Source organism: Nocardia ignorata NBRC 108230 (assembly GCF_001612905.1).
Taxonomy (GTDB): Bacteria; Actinomycetota; Actinomycetes; order Mycobacteriales; family Mycobacteriaceae; genus Nocardia; species Nocardia ignorata.
On the sequence record NZ_BDBI01000007.1, the window covers coordinates 64252 to 86693 of the forward strand.

Sequence of the window (22442 nt, forward strand, 5' to 3'; positions counted from 1 at the left end):
TCGGCGATCCGGCGTGACGTCGTTGTAGCCCGGACCATGTAAGTTTTGACGCATGGTTCGGCCACCGACTGCCCGCTCCGCTGTACCCGGCGTAGGTCGGCTCGGGTTACTTGAACCCACCGCGGCGGACTCCCTGCACCAGCTCGGCTGGGACAATGTCGACGGCGTGCCCGTGCTCTGGGCGCTGTCACGTTCGCCCGATGCCGATCTGGCCCTGTCCACGCTGGTGCGGTTGCGTGAGGCGCTCGGAAACGAGTGGGGCGAACTGGATTCGGCGATTCGCTCCGAAACCACGCTGCGCGGCAGGCTGTTCGCGTTGCTCGGTTCCTCGACGGCTTTCGGCGACCACCTCGTCGCCGTACCGCAGCGCTGGAAAGTGCTGCGCGCCGGTCGGCTTCCGGATCGCGACGAACTGATCGCCGACCTGCTCGACGCCGTCGACGCGAAACCCGAGACCGGCCCCAACGCGGGACCCATGCTGTTCCGGGCCGGTATCTCCGGTCCCGAGTCGATCGCGTTGCTGCGTGACCGCTATCGCGATCAGCTCATGCTCCTCGCCGCGATCGATCTGGCCTCCACCGTCGAGAACGAACCGGTGCCGCCGTATCAGGTGGTCGGCAGGCACCTGTCGGACCTGGCCGACGCCGCGCTCACCGCCGCCCTGTCGGTGTCGGTGGCGCGGGTGTGCAAGAACGGCGAGGTTCCCGTGCGGCTCGCGGTCATCGCGATGGGCAAATGCGGTGCGCGCGAACTGAATTACGTCAGCGATGTGGACGTGGTCTTCGTCGCCGAGCCCGCCGACGCCACCGCCACGCGCTTGGCCGCCGAGATGATGAGTGTCGCGAGTTCGGCCTTCTTCGAGGTCGACGCCGCGCTTCGCCCCGAGGGCAAGGCCGGTGCGCTGGTGCGCACCCTCGATTCGCACCTGGCCTACTACAAGCGTTGGGCCCGCACCTGGGAGTTCCAGGCCCTGCTGAAGAACCGCCCGATGACCGGCGATCTGGAACTCGGACAGCAGTACCGCGACGCGCTCATGCCGATGGTGTGGGCCGCCTCCGAACGCCCCGACTTCGTCGCCGACGTGCAGGCCATGCGCCGCCGGGTGGAAGACCTGGTGCCCGCCGACCTGCGCGAACGCGAACTCAAACTCGGCGCGGGCAGCTTGCGAGATGTCGAATTCGCCGTACAGCTACTGCAATTGGTGCACGGGCGGGTCGACGACTCGCTGCACGTCACCAATACCGTCGAGGCGCTCACCGCGCTCGCGGCGGGCGGCTACATCGGCCGCGACGACGCCGCCAACCTCACGGCCTCCTACGAGTTCCTGCGCCTGCTCGAGCACCGCCTGCAGCTGCAGCGGCTGAAACGAACACACACCCTGCCCGCCGCCGACGACGAGGAAGGCATGCGCTGGCTGGCGCGCGCCGCCCACATCCGGCCCGACGGACGCCAGGACGCGGTCGGCGTGCTCGACACCGAGATCCGCCGCAACGCGGTGCGGGTGCGCCGCCTGCACGCCAAGCTGTTCTACCGGCCGCTGCTCGACGCGGTGGCCCGGATGGATTCCGACGCGCTTCGCCTGAGCCCCGACGCCGCCGTGCGCCAGCTCGCCGCCCTCGGCTACGCCGCACCGGAGAACGCGCTCGGTCACCTCAAGGCGCTCACCGGTGGAGTGTCGCGCAAGGGCCGCATCCAGGCGCTGCTGCTGCCGACACTGCTCGAATGGCTCGGTGACACACCGAATCCCGATGCGGGCCTGCTCGCGTACCGCCGGGTGTCGGAGGGGCTCGACGACCAGATCTGGTTCCTGCGCGAACTGCGCGACGAGGGCGCCATCGCCCAGCGGTTGATGATCGTGCTCGGCTCCTCGGAGTACCTGCCCGATCTGCTCATCAACGCCCCCGAGACCATCCGCATGTACGCCGACGGTCCCGGCGGACCCCAGCTGCTCGGACCGCAACCCGAGGACGTGGCGCGCGGAATCCAGACCGCCGCCGCCCGCTACGACGACCCGAAACGCGCTGTGGCGGCGGCTCGTTCGCTGCGCAGACACGAACTGGCCAGGGTCTCCTCGGCCGACCTGCTCGGCATGCTCGACGTGCCGCAGGTGTGCGCGGCGCTGTCGTCGGTGTGGGTCGCGGTGCTCGAGGCGGCGCTCAGCGCGGTCATCCGGGCTTCGGAAGCCGAGCGTGGCGCCCCGGCGCCCGCCGATATCGCGGTGATCGGCATGGGCAGGCTCGGCGGCAAGGAACTCGGCTACGGTTCCGACGCCGATGTCCTGTTCGTGTGCGATCCGCGGCCCGGTGAAGACGAGACGACCGCGGTGAAATGGGCGACCAATGTCGCCGAGAACGTGCAGCGGCTGCTAGGTGCCCCGAGTGTCGACCCGCCGCTGCAGGTCGATGCGGGCCTGCGCCCCGAGGGTCGTCAAGGCGCCCTGGTTCGCACGCTCGCGGCCTATCAGGCCTACTACGCCCAGTGGGCCCAGTCGTGGGAGGTGCAGGCGCTGCTGCGCGCACACCAGGTGGCGGGGGATCAGGACCTGGGCGTGCGGTTCCTGCACGTCATCGACCCGGTGCGCTACCCGGCAGGCGGGGTGTCGCCCGAGGCGGTGCGCGAGATCCGCCGGATCAAGGCGCGCGTGGATTCCGAGCGTCTGCCGCGCGGCGCCAACCCCGCCACCCACACCAAACTCGGTCGCGGTGGCCTGGCCGACATCGAGTGGACGGTGCAACTGCTGCAGTTGCGGCACGCCCACGAGGTGCCCGCCCTGCACAACACCTCGACACTGCAGTCGCTCGACGTGATCGAGGCCGAGGGCATCCTCGAGCCGGAAGACGTTGCGCTGCTGCGGGAATCGTGGCTCACGGCGACGGCGGCCCGCAACGCGCTCGTGCTGGTGAAGGGCAAGCCGACCGATCAGCTGCCCGGTCCCGGTCGGCTGCTGTCGGCGGTGGCCCGCGTGGCCGGCTGGCCCAACGACGACGGCAGCGAATTCCTCGACAACTACCTGCGCATCACGCGCCGGGCCAGGGCCGTCGTCGAGCGGGTCTTCGGGGTGTGAGGACATGAGAAAGGCCCCGCACCAGTGGTGCGGGGCCTTCCTACAGCATCACGCCGAAATCAGATGGCGCGGACGTCCTGAGCCTGGGGGCCCTTCTGGCCCTGACCGACCTCGAACTCCACGCGCTGGCCCTCTTCGAGCGACTTGAAGCCCGAGCCGCCGATGGCCGAGTAATGCACGAAGACGTCGGGGCCGCCTCCGTCTTGGGCGATGAAGCCGAAGCCCTTTTCGCCGTTGAACCACTTAACAGTGCCTTGAGTCATGTTTTTAAAAGTCTTTTCCGTAGGTGAGCCACGGCGATCACTTGCGATCAGCCCAGTCTCAGCGTCCAAGTATGCCACACTCGTCAGCAAACCGCGCATTCGGCTGCATCACACCACCGTGTGGGCGGAGTCTGCGGAAATTCCCGGGCGTGTCGCACGCGGTTTCGGTCATCCTTCGGCCTCGCTCACCCGCCGCCGCGAAGTGTGCCAATCTGGGCACCATGGACATCGACCTCGCCATGCGGGTACTCGACGCACACGTGGCCTTCGAGAAGCGGCGGCTGCGCGATCCCGCGGGTTTTCTCGAACTGATCACCGAGGAGGTGGACGGCGCGCTCGCCGAGGCCGACGTGCTCACCCTGGCCGAGGCCGTCACCCGCGAGCAGATCAAGGCCGTCGCGCACAAGTACGCGGTGCAGTTCCCCGTCGAGGGCGCCATCCCCGAACTCGTCGGTGAGGTGGCCGCGCGGTTGTACAACCATCGCGTCAACGACGAGATGGAAGTCGGCGAGGTGGTCGACACCCGCCACTTCGACGACCTCGTCGACGCGATCGCGGGCATGGAGGTGACGCACCGGCTGCTGCGCATAGTGCTGAACAGTCCTGTCACCGTCGACGCCTGCGTGGAGGCCGTGCAGCGCGCGGTGGTGACCGCGGTCGACGACGGGCGCCACGTGGAAGGCGGCGGGCTGGCCGCCTCGCTGCGCGGCGCGCTGTCGCGACTGGCCGAACCGGCGATGCCCGTGATCGAGACCGGCGTCGGCCGCATCACCCGCACCGGTGCGCGATTCGTGTTGCGCGGCAACAGCAACGACGCCGACGAGGTGCTCATCGACACCGCCCGCGAGACCTGGCGCAAGCACGTCGGCGATTCGGTCGGCACGTTCCGTGAGGTGGTCTCGGCCGACGACGTCGAGGACATCGTCGTGCTCGCCTTCGAGTTCTGGCGCTCCTTCCGCGACACCGACTACTTCCACGCGCTGCTCGACGAGGGCATCGACCACGTCTTCGACAAGTACGGCGACACCGCGCTCACCGAACTCCTGGCCGAGCTCGGCGTGAGCCGCGCCGACATCATGGAGGAGGCACTGCGTTTCGGCCCGTCGGTGCTCGAAAAGCTCGACGAACGCGGCTATCTCGACGCACTGTTGCGACGCAGGCTCGCACCGTTCTACGCCTCGGCGGAGTTCCGTGCCGCGGTGGCCGGGACCGGGTAGCGCGGCACTCGACCCGCCAGTCCTGTTCGGGCGCTGGGATGTCGGAGCCTGTCGGTACGATCCGTGCGACGATGGGGCGGTTCGCCGCTAGGAGGAACGCGATCGAAAGGCTGTCGTGACACGTCTGTCCACCCTGCTCGACCAGATCGATTCCGGGGCCGTGCTGCTGCCGGAGTTCCAGCGCGGGTACGTGTGGAACCGCGATCAGGTGCGTGGGCTCATGCGGTCGCTGTACCTGGGGTACCCGGTCGGTGGCTTGCTGGTGTGGGAGACGGGATCCGACGACATCGCGGTGCGCGGCACGGCCGCCGGCTCGGGCCTGCGGCAGCTGCTGCTCGACGGCCAGCAGCGCATCACCACCCTCTACGGCATCGTGCGCGGGAAGGCGCCGTCGTTCTTCGAGGGCGACGCCGTCGCGTTCACCGGCCTCCATTTCGATGTCGAGCGTGAGCTTTTCGAGTTCCAGGTGCCCGGCCGCGACATCAGTCCGGCGTGGATCGATGTCACCGAACTGTTCGCGCTCGGCCCGATGCACTACATGTCCAGGTTCCCCGACGAGTCTCCGGAAACGCTGGCGCTGTACCTGGACCGGTTGAACAAGCTGCGCGAGATCACCCACCGCGAGTTCAATGTCGAGACCATCACCGGCTCGGACCGCACGGTCGACGAGGTGGTCGACATCTTCAACCGGGTGAACTCCGGCGGCACCAAACTCTCCAAGGGCGACCTGGCGCTGGCCACCCTGTGCGCCCAGTGGCCGCAGGCGCGCGGCAACCTGCGCGATCACCTGATCCGCTGGGACAAGGACGGCTACACCTTCACCCTCGACTGGCTGCTGCGCAACGTTATCGCGGTCGGCAACGGGCGCTCGCATTTCGACGCGCTCGGCGACCTCGAGCCCGCCGAATTCGAGCTGGCGCTGAGCGAGTCGGCGCGCCAGGTCGACACCTTCCTCGACACCGTCGCGGGCAGGCTCGGCCTCGACCACGACCGAGTTCTGATGGGCCGCTACGCGATTCCGGTCATCACCCGGCTGCTGTTCCTCAACGGCGGGCAGTTCGACAACGACCTGCACCGCGACCGGGTGCTGTACTGGTACATCCATTCGGCGCTGTGGGGCCGCTTCAGCGGGTCGACCGAGACTTTCCTGCAGCAGGACTACGACACCCTCGAACGCGGCGGTATCGACGCGCTGATCGCCTCCCTGGAACGCCTGCGCGGCGGCTCGCTCGACCTGTGCGCCGACGACTTCGCCGGCGCCACCCGAGGTTCGCGTTTCTACCCGCTGCTGTACCTGCTCACCCGGGTGGACGGTTCGCGCGATCTCGGCACCGGAACCGAACTCGGCATCGAACAGTTCGGCGACCGCACCCCGGTGCAGGTGCACTACCTGTTCCCCAAAACCCTGCTGCGCGAATACGGCTACGAACGCAACGAGATCAATGCGATCGCCAACTTCTGCTTCCTGAGTCCCGGCTCGGAAGCCGAAGTGGGCGAGCGTGAACCGGCCGACTACTTCGCGGAGATGGAGCGGCGCAACCCGGGCGTCCTCGCCTCACAGTGGATCCCCACCGACCCCAACCTCTGGCGCGTGGAGAACTATCGCGAATTCCTGCGGGCGCGGCGCATGCAGCTCTCGCGGGCGGCCGATACGTTCCTGGAGAAGCTGCGCACGGGCAACCTGCACCGGCCGACGCTGCTGACGGTCGGCGTCGCCGGTGTCACGGTCGGCGACCCGGCCGTCGACCAGGTGAACGCCCTCGTCGAGGACCTCGTCGCCGACGGTTTCGGTTTCCCTTTGCTCGACAGCGAGGTCTCCGACCCCATCACCGGCCGCGAACTCGCGGTGGCGGAGGCGTTCTGGCCCGAGGGCCTGCAGCCCGGTGTCGGGATGCCCGTGGTGCTGCTGCTCGAACCGGCCGATGCCGACCTCACCCGCTTCTCCCAGCTGGGCTACGCGGTGTTCACCTCCGTCGACGCCCTGCGCGGCTACGTGGAGAACCTGCGCGCCGAGGCGTCCGGCGCTCCCGGCTTCGACGGCCCCGCCGCCGATGTGGCCGCGCTGGCCGAACGGCTGCCCGCCACCTGGGTCGGCAATTCCGAACTGGTCTGGTTCACCTACTCGTGGGCGCTGCTCGAGCAGGACCGGGCGAGCGGTCCCGAAGTGGTGGAACTGAGCCCCGAACAGGTCGCGTTGCGCTACATCGCGCTGTGGGCGCTCACGCGCACCTTCTACATCCACGCCTTCGACCAGGGCAATCCCGGTGAATGGCGCTACTACCTCGGCGACGCCATCGGCCCCAACCCGCTGATCCCGCGTGAGTGGCTCGCCGCGCGGGCGGTCGAGTCCGGTGCACTGGCGCCCGGTGCGGTCCCCGGTGACGAGGACATCGCGATCGCCCTGGTGCACGGCGTCATCGATACCGTCGACGAGGTGGCCAACGCGCTCACCCACATCCTGGGCGGGCCGGGCCTGTTCGCTTCGCTCTGGGCCTCGGCGGGCGCGGCCGAACACTACGGGTATCCGCTGTCGACCGATCAGATCAACGACCTCATCAACCAGGTCGTCAACGATCCGGCCTCGCGAAAGATCCAGGCCTACAACTGGATCGAAGCGGGCATGCCGCTCTAGTCCGGTGCGCCGGTCACGCGCTGGAAGGTCGTGACGAACTCGCGCAGGGCATCGGGGTCGGCCGTTTCCACGGTGATCGGAGTGCCCGCGCGGACGTCGAGTTCCGGCCAGCAGACGGGCAGGACCGGCAGCTGAACGGTCCGGGTACCGACGGTCACCGTGATCGCGGGGGTGCGACTCGTCGCGACGGTCATCAGGTCCTCCACCGCCTGCTCGGTGAGCTGTCCGGCGGCACTGAATTGTTCGATGTACACGGCCACCTCCTTCTCGGCGGCCAGTGTAGGCCCCTCAGAGAATCCTCAGAGGCACCACATCCAGGCCTGATGCGTGCCCGCTTAGGCTGCTCGCATGATGCGTGAATGGATGGATCGAGCGCTGCTCGTCCTGGGGTGGGGCGCAGTGATCGCGGCGGTGGCCGGGATCGTGTTGCACGTCGGGAACTGGCAGCAGAGAACGTTGGTCTTGCTTGCTTCGGGGGCGATGTGGTTGATGCTCGGTGCCGTGGTGGGGGTGGTGTTGCTGCTGCTCGCGCGCGGGTGGCGCAGCGCCGCCGTGGGGGCCGCGGTGCTGGTGGGGGCCGGTGCGCTGGTCGTGCCTTCCTATGTGCCTGAGGCGCGTGCCGCCGACGGACCGGAAGTGATTGTGCTGCAGTCGAACATGCTCTTCGGCAAGGCCGACCCGAAGGCGGTGGTGTCGACGGTGCGCGACAACGACGTCGATCTACTCACCGTCGAGGAACTGACCTTCGACGCGATTACGGCGCTGCGCGCGGCCGGACTGGAGGAGCAGCTTCCGCACGTCTACCTCGAAGCGGCCCACGCGGGCGGGGGAGGCACCGGGATCTACAGCCGCTATCCCTTGGGCGACACCAAGAAGTTCGACGGATTCGTGATGAGCAACCTCGGCGCGACCATGGAACACCCGCAGCGCGGCCCGATCTCGGTGTTCGCCTTCCATCCGATGCCGCCGAACCTGGACTTCGTGGCGTGGTCGAACGAGATGCGCCGGGTCGACGAGATCCTCGCCGCCACCAGCGCGCCCGCGATCGTCGGCGCGGATTTCAACGCGACCCAGAATCATTCGGCCTATCGGGCACTGCTCGACGGCCCGTTCGCCTCGGCCGCCGACCAGACCGGCGACGGCATCCTGCTCACCTACCCCGCCGACCGCCGTTGGGGTCCGTTGCTCGGTATCGACTACGTGCTCGTCGCCGGTGGCGTGGCCGAAGACGTTCGCACACTGACCCTTCCGGGCACCGACCATCGCGCTGTGCTCGCCACGCTCCGAATGGACCGCTGACACTTCTGGATTACCATGTGAGCGCTCGACAGCGGAGGCTTCGTGTCCGCGTCATTTCCGGGGAGGACAGCGTATGAGAAGACATCGGTTCGGCGTGGCCGTGGCCGCGGCACTGATGAGTGTGGGGGTGCTGGTCACCGGTTGCTCGACGGCGAACACCGTCACCGGAGACCAGGCGGTACCTACGCAGGACAACCCGTGGGAGGTGGCGGGCGCGACCTCGAGCGAGGGGCCGAGCGGCCCGCGCCCGGGTGTGCCCGACACCGACAAGAAGGCCGAGAACACGGACAACGGTGCCATCGACAAGCTCGCGATGAACGCGATCGCCGACATCGAAGAGTACTGGCAGGGGGAGTATTCCAAGACGTTCCGCGGCGACTTCAAGCCGGCTTCGAAGTACATCTCCTGGTCGGCGCGTGCCTCGGAGGCCGAGTCGGTGGAGTTCTGCTTCGGCAGCACCTACAAGCTGGTCAATGCCGCGTACTGCCCGCTCAACCACACCATCGGTTGGGACCGTGAGGTGCTGTTGCCGCTGCTGGTCGACAAGTACGAAGAGATGTCGGTGGTGATGGTGCTGGCCCACGAGTACGGGCACGCCATCCAGGCGCAGGCCGACCTGCTGCGCGGCTTCCTGATGGACGGCCTGGTGAAGGAGCAGCAGGCCGACTGCCTGGCCGGTGTGTTCCTTCGCCATGTGGCCGAAGGCAATTCGAAGCACTTCACCCTCAACACCACCGACGGCCTCAACGGTGTCCTCGGCGCGACCGTCGCCGTGCGCGACCGTGACCCCAACGACCCCGACGCCATCCACGGTTCGGCGTTCGAGCGGGTCACCGCGGTGCAGATGGGTTACACCGACGGCGCCAAGGCGTGCAAGGCCATCGACAAGGACGAGATCGCCAAGCGCCGCGAGGGGCTGCCGGTCACCTTCGAGGAGGACGAGCGCGACAAGCAGTTGCCGGTGGACCAGGAAACGCTCAGCACGCTCGCCACCCAGCTCGGCAAGTCGATGCCGGTGCAGAACATGCCGAAGTTCGATTACAGCGGCGTCACCCGCAACTGCGCGAAAACGACCACGACCGAACCGGTTTCGTACTGCCCGTCGTCCAACACGATCGGCACCGACGTGCCCGCCATGGCCGAGCGGGCCGGAGAAGGCGCGAGCGGTGAGGAGGAACCGCTGTCGGCGGTCGTCACCGGCGACTACAACGCCGCCGTGGTGTTCGTCTCCCGCTACGCCCTTGCGCTGCAACAGGATCGGAAGGTCTCGCTGACCGGCGCGGCCACCGCCGGCCTTCGCACGGCCTGCCTGTCGGGTGCGCTCACCACGAAACTCAGCGAGCCGGGCAGTGATCCGCGCCTGTCGGCGGGCGACCTCGACGAAGCGGTCTCCGGCCTGCTCGCCGACGGCCTGGCCGCCAGCGATGTCGACGGCAAGGTGGTGCCGAGCGGATACCAGCGCCTCGAGGCTTTCCGCACCGGCGTCCTGCAAGGCGAGCAGGTCTGCTGGACTCAGTTCGAGTAATCAGGAAACCGGCAGCGATCGAAGGGAGCTGAGGGTGTTCGCCACCGCGCGGGCAGCCTCGGCTCCCTTCGTCACGAAGTGGTTGGTGTAGTAGTCCACGTGCTCGCTGTGCTCGTGGAAGTGATGCGGGGTGAGCACCACCGAGAACACCGGCACATCGGTGTCGAGTTGCACGCGCATCAGCCCGTCGATCACCGCCGAGGCGACGAAGTCGTGGCGGTAGATCCCGCCGTCGACGACCAATGCGGCGGCGACGATCGCCTCGTAGCGGCCGGTGGCGGCCAGGCGCTTGGCGTGCAGCGGGATCTCGAAGGCACCCGGCACGTCGAACACCTCGACCACCGCCTGGTCGAAGCCCAGGTCGGCGTACTCGGCGAGGAAGCCCTCGTGTGCTTTGTTGACGATGGAACTGTGCCAGCTGGCGCGAATGAAGGCGACGGCGCCGGAAGTGGTGTTTCCCATGGTCGGAGTCTACTAGGCGGCAAGTTACTTGCCGGTAATATGGTTCGTGAGCCAGTCGACGACGTCGCCGATCACCTCGTCGCGCTCGGGTTCGTTGAAGACCTCGTGGTAGTAGCCCGCATAGCGGTGCACGGTCTTGTCGGCCGAGCCCGCGTCGCGTTCCAGCACGTCGGCGCTCGACGGCGCGGCGATCGCGTCGCCGGTGCCGTGCAGCACGAGCAGCGGTGCGGTGAGCGAACCGAGGCGCTGCTTCACCAGTTCGGTGTGGCGCAGGATTTCCACGGCCGTGCGCGCGGGCAGCTTGCCTCGGAACACCAGCGGATCGTTGTCGTAGGCGCGGACCACCTCGGGATCGCGGCTGATCTCCGACGAATCCAGTTTCAGCACACCGAGATTCGGGGCCAACCGGGTGAGCAGTGGCGCCGCCGCACGCTGCACCGGATTGCCGAGCGGGATGTCGAGCGGCGGTGCCGACACCACGACACCCGTCACGTCGACGGGCGCGCGGGTGGCCAGATGCAGGACGACGAGACTGCCCATCGAATGCCCGAGCAGAAACCGCGGCAGGCCGGGGTTGGCGGCACTGGCGATGTCGAGCAGGGCCGCCACATTGTCGGCGGCGGCATCCATCGAACCGATATTGGCCCGGTGACCTTCCGAGCGCCCGTGCCCGACATGGTCGAGGGCGTACACCGCGAACCCGGCTTCGGCCAGCGCGGCACCGACGTATTCGTACCGGCCGGAATGTTCGGCCACGCCGTGGACCAGTATCACAACGGCACGTGCAGAGTCGGGTTGCCATGCGCGCCAGGCGATCCGCCCGCCGTTGCCCGCGAATTCACCGGTCTCGGTGGTCATTGCTGCGTTCCTGTCGGCTCGGGCGCTGTCCGGCCCGTGGACGCGGCCTGCTCGGGCCGGTCGCTCGGTGCGGCGAGCCGCTGGATCAGGCGCCGGTTGAATTCGATCAGCCGAGCGTAGTTGAGCCGCGAGATCCGTTCGTCGGTTCCGTGTATGCGCTCCAGGTCTTCGGCGTCGAGCACAATCGGCGCGAAATTACAGCGCGTTTCGACCAAATCGCCGTAGTGGCGCGAATCGGTGGCACCCGGCACCAGACCGGTGGTGGTGACGATGCCGGGCACCAGGCCGGTGGCGAGTTCGGCGATCAGTTCGTAGGCGGGCCCGGGGCCGTCGACCCGTGACGGCTCGGAGGTGGGGCCGCATAGTTCGACCGTCACGCCGTCGTCGCCGATCACCCGGCGGCAGTGCGCGAGGACGGCCGCGACCGAATCACCGGGCAGGATACGGAAGTTGACCAGTGCCTCCGCGCTCTGCGGCAGCACATTGGCCTTCACCCCACCCGCGATCACCGTGGGTGCCGTCGTCGTGCGCACCAGCGCTTCGGTGCTGGGAGCCAGTGCCATGATCCGGGTGAGCAGCGGTGCCGCGAGCCGCGACAGCACCTCGGAATCGGTGAGCCCGAGCAGCTTGCGGCGTGGCCCGGGCAGGGCCACGCGCATCCGGGCCAGCATGTCGGCGATCACCGGCGTCAGCCGCAACGGCATCGGCCGGTCCTGCACCCGGGCCACCGCGCGAGCCAGCCTGCCGACGGCGGTCTGCCGCCCGGGCATCGAGGAGTGCCCGCCGGTCTCGGTCACCGAAAGCCGCACCGTCGCGTAGCCCTTCTCGCCGAGCATGATGCTGGCGACCGGCCGGTCGACGCCGTCGGCGACCCCGTCGGTGATGACACCGCCCTCGTCGAGCAGCAGATCGGCCCGTACGCCGAGGTCGCGCAGGTGCCCGGCCATGCGCACCGCGCCGCCGTCGCCGAACACCTCCTCGTCGTGACCGAAGGCCAGATAGACCGTGCGGCTCGGCCGGATTCCGTTCCGCAATGCCCACTCGACGGCCTCGAGGACGGCGAGCACGCGGCTCTTGTCGTCGATCGCGCCCCGGCCCCAGATGAACTCGTCGTCGACCACACCGGCGAACGGCGGATGGGTCCAGCGTTGCGGGTCGTCGGCCGGGACCACGTCCTGATGGGCCAGCAGAATCGCCGACACACCCTCCTCGACGCCCGGCCAGCGGTAGAGCCTGCTGCGGCCGAACACGGTGAGCTCGAGCTCGGCGTGGGTCAGCGGGAACGCGGCCTCGAGGTGCTCGGCGAGGCGGGCGAACTCGGCGTCGGCGCTGCGGGCGGGATCGTCGGCCGAGACCGTCGCGCAGCGCAGGGCCGCGGCCAGCCGTTCGGCCACCTCGTCGTCGGCACCGTCGGTGACGGGGGAGTGGGCACTGGTGTCGGTGATCGGGCGCACCTGCGCCATTCTCGCCGGACACGCGGCGGAAAGTGCGGCGAATCGTCGCGAGTGTCATGCGGTCCGACCGGCGCGCGGCGGTGCATCTAAGCTGAACACCATGGCAGGAGGCAAGGGCGGCAAGCCGTCGAAGGAAGCCAAGGCCGCGGCTAAAGCGGCCCGTAAGCAGGCATCACGCGAACGTCGTCAGCAGTTGTGGCAGGCGTTCAACATGCAGCGCAAGGAAGACAAGGCGCTGCTGCCGCTGATGATCGGCGCACTCGTGGCCACGACGGTGGTGTTCTTCGTCATCGGCCTGATCTTCGACATGCAGTGGTTCCTGCTGCCGCTCGGTCTGCTGCTCGGTGTGCTGTTCGCCTTCATCATCTTCGGGCGGCGCGTGCAGAAGAACGTCTACCGCAAGGCCGAAGGTCAGGCGGGCGCGGCGGCGTGGGTGCTGGAGAACCTGCAGGGCAAGTGGCGGGTCGCCAACGGCGTGGCCGCGACCACCCAGCTCGACGCGGTGCACCGCGTGATCGGTCTGCCGGGCGTCATCTTCGTCGCCGAGGGTTCACCGCAGCGGGTCAAGTCGCTCATCGCGCAGGAGAAGAAGCGCACCGGGCGCCTCATCGGTGACACCCCCATCTACGAGGTGATCGTCGGCAACGAGGAAGGGCAGACCCCGCTCAAGGACCTGCAGAAGTTCCTCACCAAGCTGCCGCGCAATATCGACGTGAAGCGGATCGACCAGATCGAGGGCAGGCTCTCGGCCCTCAGCTCCCGCAGCGGCGGTCCCGCGATGCCGAAGGGCCCGATGCCCCCCGGCGCGAAGATGAAGGGCATGCAGCGCGCCATCCGTCGCCGCTGACCCACAACGTCGCGAGCCCGTCACCGTGCAAGGTGACGGGCTCGCCGCTTTTTCAGGCCTGGGACGTGCGTCCGGTCAGCAGCCACAGCACACGGTCGTAGGCCAGCAGGTGATAGCCGACGAGGACAGCCGCCGAGATCAGCGCCAACCGGGGCAGCGCCGCTGCCCACAGGGCCGCGGCCCCGCCGAACAGCACAGCGAGCTCGACCCCGAGCCGCACCGGACCGGGGACCGGCACCGGCGCGTCACCGCTGCGGCTCGGGTCGTCGGGGACCGCGAGCGTGCCCCACAGCACAGCGGCCGCGACCGGCAGCACCACGACGAGCAGATATCGCCACGGGGAATCGAAGGCACGCCAGCCGAACACCCCGAACGAGGTGATGGCGATCAGTTCGAGCAGAAAACGTACGGCCAACAGGGCCGGATTCAGTGACACGGCCTGATCGTATGGCCGCGTCGCACGCCGCGCGCTCGATCAGCGGGCGTTGACCAGGGCGGTGCCGGTGGCCTGGTCGTGCATGCCGCGGCCGTCGGCATCGGTGAACAGGGCGGGCACCACGAAGAACACCAGCACCTGCCGGGCCAGCGCGCGCACGAACCCGACCGGCACGGGCGCGTCGATCCGCGCCACCCGCATCCGCAGGAAGTACTGGCCGGGGGTGAACCCGAACAGCGTCACCGCGAGGACACCGATCACGAACCACACCAGCAGCGGCACCGACGACGACGCGAAACTGCCGGTGATGACGGCCGCGATGCCCACCGCGATGAACCAGTCGACGAACAGCGCCACCACCCGCCGCCACGTCGGGGCCAGCGAGCCAGCGCCCTCGCGAGGCAACCCGTAGAGCTCGCCGGGGTAACCCGCTGTCTCGTCGTCGCCTTCGGTGGGATTGCCCGAGAGCCATGTGCCGGTGATGCGCGCCATGAGTTCCAGGATAGAGCCGGGTCAGGGGCGGCTACCGACCGCATTGACGGAGGTCACGTGAGCGCGCGCTGGTGAAGATGGCAGGATTGGGCCTGCAGGTCGCGCCCGGATGGCAGACATCACCGTCGCCCGGCATGCGCGTAACACTGGCGAAACACAGCCTTGACTGTAGGGAAACACCGCGTCCATAACGTCAGGTCGCGACGAACCCACGCATCGTGACGGGCTGGGAACCGATCCGTAAGGAGAACAAGTGACGTTCAGCACGGCCGAAGAGGTCATCCAGTACATCAAGGAACAGGACATCGAGTACGTCGATATCCGTTTCTCGGACCTTCCCGGCGTCCAGCAGCACTTCTCGATCCCGGCCAAGGCGTTCACCGCCGACCTGGCCGAAGAGGGTCTCGCGTTCGACGGTTCCTCGGTGCGTGGCTTCCAGTCGATCGACGAGTCGGACATGCTCCTGCTCCCCGACTTCAGCACCGCCCGGATCGACCCGTTCCGTGCCGCGAAGACGCTCAACCTGAACTTCTTCGTGCACGACCCGTTCACCCGTGAGGCCTACTCCCGCGACCCGCGCAACATCGCGCGCAAAGCGGAGGAGTACCTGCGTTCGACCGGTATCGCCGACACCGCGTACTTCGGTGCCGAGGCCGAGTTCTACATCTTCGACGGCATCCGCTACGGCTCGGGCATGAACGGCTCGTTCTACGAGATCGAGTCGATCTCGGGCTCGTGGAACACCGGCAAGGAGTTCAACCCGGACGGCAGCCGCAACCTCGGCTACAAGGTCCGCAACAAGGGCGGTTACTTCCCCGTCGCCCCGTACGACCACTACGTCGACCTGCGCGACAAGATCTCGACCAACCTGCAGAACGCGGGCTTCGAGCTCGAGCGCGGCCACCACGAGGTCGGCACCGCCGGTCAGGCCGAGATCAACTACAAGTTCGGCACCCTGCTGGGCGCTGCGGACGACCTGCAGCTGTTCAAGTACATCGTGAAGAACACCGCGTGGCAGGAAGGCAAGTCTGTCACCTTCATGCCGAAGCCCCTCTTCGGTGACAACGGCTCGGGCATGCACGTGCACCAGTCGCTGTGGAAGGACGGCAAGCCGCTGTTCCACGACGAGGCCGGCTACGGCGGCCTGTCGGATCTGGCGCGTCACTACATCGGCGGCATCCTGCACCACGCCCCGTCGCTGCTGGCGTTCACCAACCCGACCGTCAACTCCTACCACCGTCTGGTGCCGGGCTACGAGGCCCCCATCAACCTGGTGTACTCGCAGCGCAACCGCTCGGCTGCCGTGCGTATCCCGGTGACGGGCAACAACCCGAAGGCCAAGCGCATCGAGTTCCGCGCGCCCGACTCCTCGGGTAACCCGTACCTGGCCTTCGCCGCCATGATGATGGCCGGCCTGGACGGCATCAAGAACAAGATCGAGCCGCTGGCTCCGGTCGACAAGGACCTCTACGAGCTGCCGCCCGAGGAGGCCAAGAACATCCCGCAGGCCCCCACCAGCCTCGCGACGGTCATCGACCGCCTCGAGCAGGATCACGACTACCTCACCGAAGGCAACGTCTTCACCGAGGACCTGATCGAGACCTGGATCCAGCTCAAGCGCGACAACGAAATCGCGCCGGTGAACCTGCGTCCGCACCCGTACGAGTTCGAGCTGTACTACGACGTGTAAATCTCACCTGTGCGAACGGGCCTGATCGGCCCGTTCGGTTCGCAGCTGGTACGCAGTTCGAAAGTCCCCTCCGGCACCGTCGGAGGGGACTTTCGTCTGTGGTGGTCCGCCGCCGGTGACCGGTCGATTGTGCGCCCCCGGATGTCGGGGCTGGACGGGGTGGGCGGTAGCGGTCATAGTGCTCGGGTGCGATGGGGTGTTGTGGTGGCTCGGGCCGTGGTCGGCGTGGCATTGGTGTTCGGTGTCGCGGCGGCGCCGGTGTCGGCGGATGAGCCACCGATCGAGGTCGAGTTCAGCTGGACCCAGGAGTATTTGACCGCTGCCGATGGCACTCGGTTGCATGCGGATGTGTTGCGGCCCGCCGGGTTGGCGGCCGACGCCCGCACCCCTGTTCTGCTGACGGCGAGTCCGTACCGTGCGCACCTGGCGTACCTGAGCGTGCCGCGTCCGGGTGGTGGCCCGTCGACGGAGAATCTGCCGGTCGAGTGGGCGCTGCGCGCGGGGTACACCTACGTGATCGTGGACTTGCGCGGGTTCGGCGGGTCCAACGGCTGTCCGGATTACGGCGGGCCGGGGGAGCGCTCGGATGTGGTCGCGGCGGTCGAGTGGGCGGCGAGCAGGCCGTGGTCGACCGGCCGGGTCGGCATGGTCGGCACCTCCTATGAGGGCTGGACCGGGATGATGGCGCTGGCCGAGAAGCCGAAGGGGCTCGCGGCGGTCGCGGCGTTCGCGCCGGTCGTCGACCCGTATTCATACCTGTACATGCAGGGCACCTCGTGGAAGTTCGGCGGCAAACCGCTGACCGAGGACGGTGTGCGCCCCGCCGACATGGCAGGCGGTGAGCACCTGGCCATCGCGTCGACCCCCGGACACTGGGCCGACAGCGACGAGTACAAAGCCAACGCCGTCCAGATGACCCAGGCCTGCGCAGACAGCTATCTCGGGCTCACCATGAACCACAACGGCTCCGACCCCGGCTGGCGGGAGCGCGACATGGTCGAGGACCTGCGCGGCAACACCACCCCGCTGTTCCTCGGCCAGGGCTTCCTCGACGCCAATACCCGCGCCGACCGGGTCATCGAGGCCTGGGAAGCGCGGGGCCCGGGCGAGCATCGTGCCTGGTTCGGACAGTGGGGTCACTCCGATTGCCGGGAGAAGTGCGGCACACCGCATTTCGCCGCCGAACTGTACGCATTCCTGGACCGGCACGTGGCCGGCGCCGACGTCGAGGTGCCCGGTCCGCCGGTCACCGTCGGCCAGTTCGACGGCGGGTGGCGCAGCGAAGACGTGTGGCCGCCGGTCGACACGCGCCGCACGACGGTCCAGTTGCGCACCGGAACCTATGTCGATCGTGGTCTGCTGCCCGGCGCCGACCGGGAGATCTGGTCCATCTCGGATCCGGTCACCGAGCCGGTGCACCTGGCGGGACGCCCCACCGCGTCCCTGACGCTGTCCGGCCCGCCCGAGGCGACGGTCGCGCTCGAGCTGTACGACATCGCCCCCGACGGCCGCGCCACGGTGATGAGCCGGGGGATCGCCCCGGTTCGCACCGAAACCCAGGTCCGGCTGCTGTGGCAGGACGCGCGGTTGGCTGTCGGGCATCGGTTGGGCGTGCGCATCACCGATGTGGTCGACGACGTGTGGTCGCATACCCCGACCAATGCGCGGGTCACCGTCGAGGCGGCCCGGGTGGAACTGCCGTTGCTCACCGCCGCCCGCGAGCTGAACCTGTCCGGTGGTGTGCCGACCTGGCATGCGCGGTGGCGGGGTGCCGAAACCGTCGAACTCGGGCAGGCGCTGCTGGACGATCCGGCCGTGCGGGTCGAACTGCCTGCCTAAAGGCGCTGGGAGACAGCCTTTTTCGCGCCCTCGAGCACGCGGATGACCTGGTCGGGATGGGTCAGTTGCGGGTAGTGTCCGGCACCGGCGATGGTGGTGACCCGGTGGGCAGTCGGCTGCGTCAGCGGGTCGTCGGCACCGACGAGGATGTCGACCGGAACCCGGACCTCGGCGAGTTTCGCGGCCAGGTCGGCACGGTATCGGTCCTTGCGTACCGACCGCATGATCGCGAACGTACGCTGAGCCACCCCGTTGCGCCGCAGGCCCGCGACCGCCGATTCGATCGCCGTGTCGTTCGCAATGCCCAGGCGCGCGGCCAGTTTCGCGGCCGGAAGTCGCTTCGCGACAGCGGCAGCCAGCGGTGAAGCGGTCATCCACGGCAGCTGAGACTGGAGGAACCACGGTGCGATCAGCACCAGTCGCGAAACCCGATCCGGGTGGCGCAGCGCGTATTCGACGGCGGCGCCGGTCCCGAGGGAGTGCCCGACGAGCACGGGCGTGCTGCGTACCGGCGCGAGCAGGTCATCGATCCACTCGGCTGTCGACATACCCGACGCGGCCGAGCGGCCGAGTCCGGGCATGTCCGCGGCGAGGACCGAACCTTCCAACCCATCGGCGAGATCGGCCCACGAATCGCTGTCGAGCGGAATGCCGTGCAGCAGAACATAATCTGGGTCGGCATGATCGCCACTCAGCCAGGTTCCCGTGCGGAAACCGGCCGCCCGCGTCGTCTCCACGGCACCGTTACGAGTCGCGACGATCCGGTCGGCATAGGACCGCAGGAGATCGCCGACCGGTGGCTGCGTGATACCCAGCCGTGCGGCGACTTCGTCGCTGGCCGAGGTGTCGTATCGGTCGCTGCTGATGAACGACAGCGTCTCGGGATCGGTCTGGGTGAGTGCCCGTGGCAGCCCCCGCAAGATTTCGGCAGGGACGGTGAAGCGCGGCGCGCGGACATGCAAGTGATCGGCGACGAGGCGGATCAGCTCGGGAAGATTCGGGGTTGTGGCGTCGAGGACGGGGTAGGAACGTCCCTCTGTGTCGGGCAGGGTGGGCAGGCCGACGATGAACCGGGTGAGGTAGTCCAGGTCGACGACCGGGATGAACGTGTCGGCCGACCCCGGCAGCACGGGCAACTTTCCGCGCCACAGCAAGTCGATCAGGTCTGCGAGCCCGAAGAACTGACCGGGGCCGACCACACCGGACGGGTTGGCGAAGGTCAGCGGAATCTTCCTGTCGGCAGCCACTTTTCGCAGCAGCGCGTCGGCCTCGACCTTCGAAGCCTCGTAGGCACCGGAACGGTAGTCGGTGTGCCCGGCCTCGGCGCGATATCCGGTGATGTGCACGATTCTGCGTAGATCGGGTTGCCGCGCCGCCCATTCCAGTACGTGCAGAGCGCCGTCGAGATTGACCCGACGCGCCACGTCGGCATCGAGTCCGAACTTCATCAACGCGGCCGCGTTGTACACATCGCGTACCCCTTCGATCGAGTCACCCAGTGCCAGATCTGGTTCGGCGATATCGGTGGTGGTGATCGTGAGACCGGCGGTGTCCACGCCTTGCTCGACCAGCCAGGTGGACAGGCGCTGCTCACTGCCGGCGCGCAAGGCAGCCGTGACGGTGTGCCCCGTGCGCAGCAATTCCGCGACCAGTGAGCGGCCGATGAATCCGGCCGCCCCGAAAACGATCGAATCGGTATGAACCATGGTGTCCTACTTTCAGTAGACCGATTGGCATATTTTGTGGTGATAAAAGAGTCCCGCTGCGGGCGCTGCGGGGTCAGACGAGGAGGTCGATGGTGTCGGCCAGCTGATCGAGAGGTCGACGATCGCGGTGTGCTCTGGCCAGCACCAATCCGCCCTCGATCAGGGCGAGTGCCGCCGTGGCGAGGCGTTCGGGCTCGGGGTGGCCGAACGCGGTCAGTCGCTCCCGGATGGCGTCTTCCCAGAGGCGGTAGGTGGCCGAACAAGTCTGTTGCACAGCATCATTGGTCGACGCGGTATCCAATGCCACTGCCGCCACCGGGCAGCCGATGGTCCAGTCGGAGGCTTCGAGTTGATCGCCGAGCAGCCGCAGCATGGTGTGTGCGAATTCCCGTGCGTCGTTCGCTTCGATGGTGCGGATCAACTGCGCCATCTCGGCGCCGCTGTCGGTGAGTGCCGCCGAGATCAGCTCGTCCTTGCCGCCGGGGAAGTGAAAATACAGCGACCCGCGCGGCGCTCCACTGTCCTCGACGATCTGCTTGAGTCCGGTGCCGAAGTAGCCGCGCGATTCGATCAGCGACCGGGTGGTCCTGATCAGCTTGCACCGGGTTTCGGCTCCTTTTGCACCCACGAGACAAAACTAGACCGGTCAACATATTTTCGCAAGGTCAGCTTGCCGTGAGCAGCTCGGCGGCTTCGGCGCAGAGGCGCGCGATGGTTTCGGCGACCGGTTCCACATGCGTGACCAGCCCGACGCCCTGACCCGCGTCGACCGGCGCGATCCGTGGATCGTCGGCGGCGATGGCCGCGCGCAGGTCATCGACACCGGGCGGGTTCTCGTCACCCTCGGCCCTGGTCCACGGATCGGTGAATTCGTTGCGCAGCACCCGCGCCGGATAGATCGGCGGCCACGGCAGGTCGAGTGCCTCGTCGAATTCGGTGGTCACCACGGTGCTGGTGGAGTCGGCGGCGAGCATGGCCCGCCGCGCGTTCTCACCCAGCAGCGACTCCTCCGCGGCGGCCAGGCAGGTACCGAGCCACGCGCCCGACGCCCCGGCGGCCAGGACCGCGGCCAGTGTCCGTCCGGAACCGATGCCGCCCGCGGCGAGCACCGGCACGCTCGCGATGTCGAGCACCGCGTCGAGCAGCGGCATGAGCGCCAGCCGGTCGGCGCCGTGCCCGCCGCCTTCGCTGCCGCGCGCGACGATCACGTCGATGCCCGCCTCCTGTGCTCGATGCGCGCCGGGTACGTCGTAGACCTGCGTGATCGCGAGAATGCCCGCCGCTCGGACCTCGGGCACCCACGAGAAATCGGTACCGAAACTGATCGACAACGCCCGTGGCCGGGCGGCGAGAGCGGTGTCGAGCAGGTCGGCTTCGCGTGTGCGTACCCAATCGACCAGCCCGATCCCCACCGGGGCGCCGCCTGCCTCGCTGAGTTCGCGGCGCAGTGCCTGCGCCGAACCGGCACTGCCCATCCCGATCATGCCGAGCCCACCCGTCTCGGTCACCGCGGCCGCGAGCCGTCCACCCGCCGCGCCGCCCATCGGCGCGTTCACGATCGGGACCCGCAGATCGAGCGAGCGCGACCATGCGGTGGACAGGACCGGATCTGGGGTCATCGGCGCGGCTCCTCTCGTCCCGGACGGGCGCCGGGCGCGGCAGTTCCCATCATGACAGCCCGAACGAACGCGACCTGTCGGCCAGTGCGCGTATGTTCGACGGCACTGCCGCATCGACACCAACGGGGGTCCGGATGACGATCAGAGATCGACTGGAACAGGCCATCACCGAACCGCCGACAGTCTTCGGCGAACCTACCGACACGGCCGATGGCGCCACCGTCATCACCGTCGCTCGCGGCGGCGGATTCGGCAGGCCCGCACGGCCCGTCGGTATCTTCGTCATTCACGAAGGCCGAGCGCACTGGTCACCGGCGGTCGACGCCAATCGCATTGCCCAACTGGGGGAGTGGATCGGTCTGCTCACCGGCGTGATCCTGGCGCTCGCCCTGTTGCGCCGTCCGCCGTGGCCGGATCTGCGCCGCCACTGATCCCGGTCGCCACCAGCTTCTCGAACTGCTGCCATGCTCGCTCGGCGGGCAGCGGATCGGCCGGGTCGATGATCTCCGCGGTGACGCCGAGCAGTCCCCAGGACACGAAGGCGACGGTGGTCGCGGGCCAATCACCGAACAGTTCGGCGATCAGCTCCGCCAATCCGCGCCGGTAGGCGTGGATCACGGTGGTCGCCGCCTTGGGCCCCACCAGCGGCCGGTACACCTCGGGATACCGGCCCGCGAGCTGGAACAGCACCCGAAGCCGGCCGAGTGGGGAGGCCCCGGCGGCGGTGTTCGCGATTTCGCGGCGCAGGAATTCGGTGCAGCTCACCAGCAGCAGGTCGTCCTTGTCCCGGTAGTGGGCGTAGAACGTGGACCGGCCCACGTCAGCGCGTTCGATGATGTCGCTCACCGTCACCCGCTCGTAGCCACGCTCGATCATCAGCTCGATCAGCGCGCGGTGCAGGGCGTCGCGGGTGCGCCGGACGCGGCGATCGGTGTGCTCGGACATCGTGCCTCCCGGACGGATTTCCCGGATCTGTGCGGAAACGGACAGATCGCCACATCTTGCGCCTGGTCGCGGCCACGACCTCGCCCGACCATAG

General features: G+C 68.2%; 20 protein-coding genes. 9 read left to right on the forward strand and 11 right to left on the reverse strand.

From position 1 onward, the window contains the following. Nucleotides 1–52 precede the first annotated feature (52 nt). Nucleotides 53–3064 carry a bifunctional [glutamine synthetase] adenylyltransferase/[glutamine synthetase]-adenylyl-L-tyrosine phosphorylase gene (locus NI2_RS06340; protein ID WP_067487330.1) on the forward strand — a complete coding sequence of 1004 codons (3012 nt, stop codon included), beginning with the start codon at nucleotides 53–55 and terminating at the stop codon, nucleotides 3062–3064. Nucleotides 3065–3123: 59 nt separating this feature from the next. On the opposite strand, the gene NI2_RS06345 is transcribed toward NI2_RS06340, so the two are convergent. After that, the gene (locus NI2_RS06345) at nucleotides 3124–3327 is read right to left on the reverse strand and encodes a cold-shock protein (protein WP_056821080.1); all 204 of its coding nucleotides are present in this window, start codon (nucleotides 3325–3327) and stop codon (nucleotides 3124–3126) included. Between the two features lie 221 nt (nucleotides 3328–3548). On the opposite strand from NI2_RS06345, the gene NI2_RS06350 reads away from it, so the two are divergent. Together NI2_RS06350 and NI2_RS06355 are read left to right on the forward strand one after the other, a co-directional pair. Then, nucleotides 3549–4544, forward strand: coding sequence for a hypothetical protein (locus NI2_RS06350; RefSeq protein ID WP_067487437.1), 996 nt, complete (start codon nucleotides 3549–3551; stop codon nucleotides 4542–4544). A 115-nt stretch (nucleotides 4545–4659) separates the two neighbouring features. Continuing rightward, complete coding sequence (locus NI2_RS06355) at nucleotides 4660–7176, forward strand: GmrSD restriction endonuclease domain-containing protein (RefSeq protein WP_067487334.1); 2517 nt, start codon at nucleotides 4660–4662, stop codon at nucleotides 7174–7176. Here NI2_RS06355 and NI2_RS06360 read toward each other — a convergent pair. After that, nucleotides 7173–7430, reverse strand: coding sequence for a hypothetical protein (locus tag NI2_RS06360; protein WP_133734049.1), 258 nt, complete (start codon nucleotides 7428–7430; stop codon nucleotides 7173–7175). The genes NI2_RS06355 and NI2_RS06360 overlap by 4 nt on opposite strands. 94 nt (nucleotides 7431–7524) lie before the next feature. Between NI2_RS06360 and NI2_RS06365 the strand changes: the two genes are divergently transcribed. After that, complete coding sequence (locus NI2_RS06365; protein WP_084476015.1) at nucleotides 7525–8475, forward strand: endonuclease/exonuclease/phosphatase family protein; 951 nt, start codon at nucleotides 7525–7527, stop codon at nucleotides 8473–8475. A 73-nt stretch (nucleotides 8476–8548) separates the two neighbouring features. Continuing rightward, complete coding sequence (locus NI2_RS06370; RefSeq protein WP_067487342.1) at nucleotides 8549–10000, forward strand: neutral zinc metallopeptidase; 1452 nt, start codon at nucleotides 8549–8551, stop codon at nucleotides 9998–10000. Here NI2_RS06370 and NI2_RS06375 read toward each other — a convergent pair whose 3' ends face one another. The 3 genes from NI2_RS06375 to NI2_RS06385 are packed head-to-tail and all read right to left on the reverse strand — an operon-like array spanning nucleotide 10001 to nucleotide 12774. Further along, complete coding sequence (locus NI2_RS06375) at nucleotides 10001–10462, reverse strand: 6,7-dimethyl-8-ribityllumazine synthase (protein ID WP_067487344.1); 462 nt, start codon at nucleotides 10460–10462, stop codon at nucleotides 10001–10003. Nucleotides 10463–10486: 24 nt separating this feature from the next. Next, nucleotides 10487–11320 (reverse strand): alpha/beta hydrolase, encoded by an 834-nt coding sequence (locus NI2_RS06380; protein WP_067487346.1) that lies wholly within the window; start codon nucleotides 11318–11320, stop codon nucleotides 10487–10489. Then, a complete protein-coding gene (locus NI2_RS06385) occupies nucleotides 11317–12774 on the reverse strand; it encodes a M20/M25/M40 family metallo-hydrolase (protein ID WP_243749925.1) in 1458 nt (485 codons plus the stop codon). The genes NI2_RS06380 and NI2_RS06385 overlap by 4 nt, the downstream gene beginning before the upstream one ends. Nucleotides 12775–12874: 100 nt before the next feature. Between NI2_RS06385 and NI2_RS06390 the strand changes: the two genes are divergently transcribed. Beyond that, on the forward strand, nucleotides 12875–13621 hold the full coding sequence (locus NI2_RS06390) for a DUF4191 domain-containing protein (RefSeq protein ID WP_067487348.1): 747 nt from the start codon (nucleotides 12875–12877) through the stop codon (nucleotides 13619–13621). 52 nt (nucleotides 13622–13673) lie between these two features. Here NI2_RS06390 and NI2_RS06395 read toward each other — a convergent pair whose 3' ends face one another. Continuing rightward, nucleotides 13674–14057, reverse strand: a complete 384-nt coding sequence (locus NI2_RS06395; RefSeq protein WP_067487351.1) for a YrdB family protein — start codon at nucleotides 14055–14057, stop codon at nucleotides 13674–13676. A gap of 39 nt (nucleotides 14058–14096) precedes the next feature. Continuing rightward, complete coding sequence (locus tag NI2_RS06400; RefSeq protein WP_067487354.1) at nucleotides 14097–14549, reverse strand: RDD family protein; 453 nt, start codon at nucleotides 14547–14549, stop codon at nucleotides 14097–14099. Between the two features lie 253 nt (nucleotides 14550–14802). Here NI2_RS06400 and glnA point away from each other — a divergent pair, with 253 nt between their 5' ends. Together glnA and NI2_RS06410 are read left to right on the forward strand one after the other, a co-directional pair. Next, nucleotides 14803–16239 carry a type I glutamate--ammonia ligase gene (gene glnA / locus NI2_RS06405; RefSeq protein ID WP_067487357.1) on the forward strand — a complete coding sequence of 479 codons (1437 nt, stop codon included), beginning with the start codon at nucleotides 14803–14805 and terminating at the stop codon, nucleotides 16237–16239. A gap of 186 nt (nucleotides 16240–16425) precedes the next feature. Further along, nucleotides 16426–18078, forward strand: coding sequence for a CocE/NonD family hydrolase (locus tag NI2_RS06410; RefSeq protein ID WP_243749926.1), 1653 nt, complete (start codon nucleotides 16426–16428; stop codon nucleotides 18076–18078). Here the strand turns inward: NI2_RS06410 and NI2_RS06415 are convergent. From NI2_RS06415 to NI2_RS06425, 3 genes are all read right to left on the reverse strand, one after another. Then, nucleotides 18075–19784, reverse strand: coding sequence for an alpha/beta fold hydrolase (locus NI2_RS06415; RefSeq protein ID WP_067487358.1), 1710 nt, complete (start codon nucleotides 19782–19784; stop codon nucleotides 18075–18077). The two genes, NI2_RS06410 and NI2_RS06415, sit on opposite strands and share 4 nt — an antisense overlap. A gap of 73 nt (nucleotides 19785–19857) precedes the next feature. Continuing rightward, entirely contained in the window at nucleotides 19858–20412 is a 555-nt protein-coding gene (locus tag NI2_RS06420) for a TetR/AcrR family transcriptional regulator (RefSeq protein ID WP_067487360.1), read from the reverse strand. Nucleotides 20413–20449: 37 nt separating this feature from the next. Next, nucleotides 20450–21403 (reverse strand): NAD(P)H-dependent flavin oxidoreductase, encoded by a 954-nt coding sequence (locus NI2_RS06425; RefSeq protein WP_067487362.1) that lies wholly within the window; start codon nucleotides 21401–21403, stop codon nucleotides 20450–20452. 134 nt (nucleotides 21404–21537) lie between these two features. On the opposite strand from NI2_RS06425, the gene NI2_RS06430 reads away from it, so the two are divergent. Further along, nucleotides 21538–21834: a hypothetical protein gene (locus NI2_RS06430; RefSeq protein WP_067487369.1), complete on the forward strand. Its 297-nt coding sequence runs from the start codon at nucleotides 21538–21540 to the stop codon at nucleotides 21832–21834. Here NI2_RS06430 and NI2_RS06435 read toward each other — a convergent pair. Then, complete coding sequence (locus NI2_RS06435) at nucleotides 21767–22348, reverse strand: TetR/AcrR family transcriptional regulator (protein ID WP_067487372.1); 582 nt, start codon at nucleotides 22346–22348, stop codon at nucleotides 21767–21769. The two genes, NI2_RS06430 and NI2_RS06435, sit on opposite strands and share 68 nt — an antisense overlap. Nucleotides 22349–22442 lie beyond the last annotated feature (94 nt).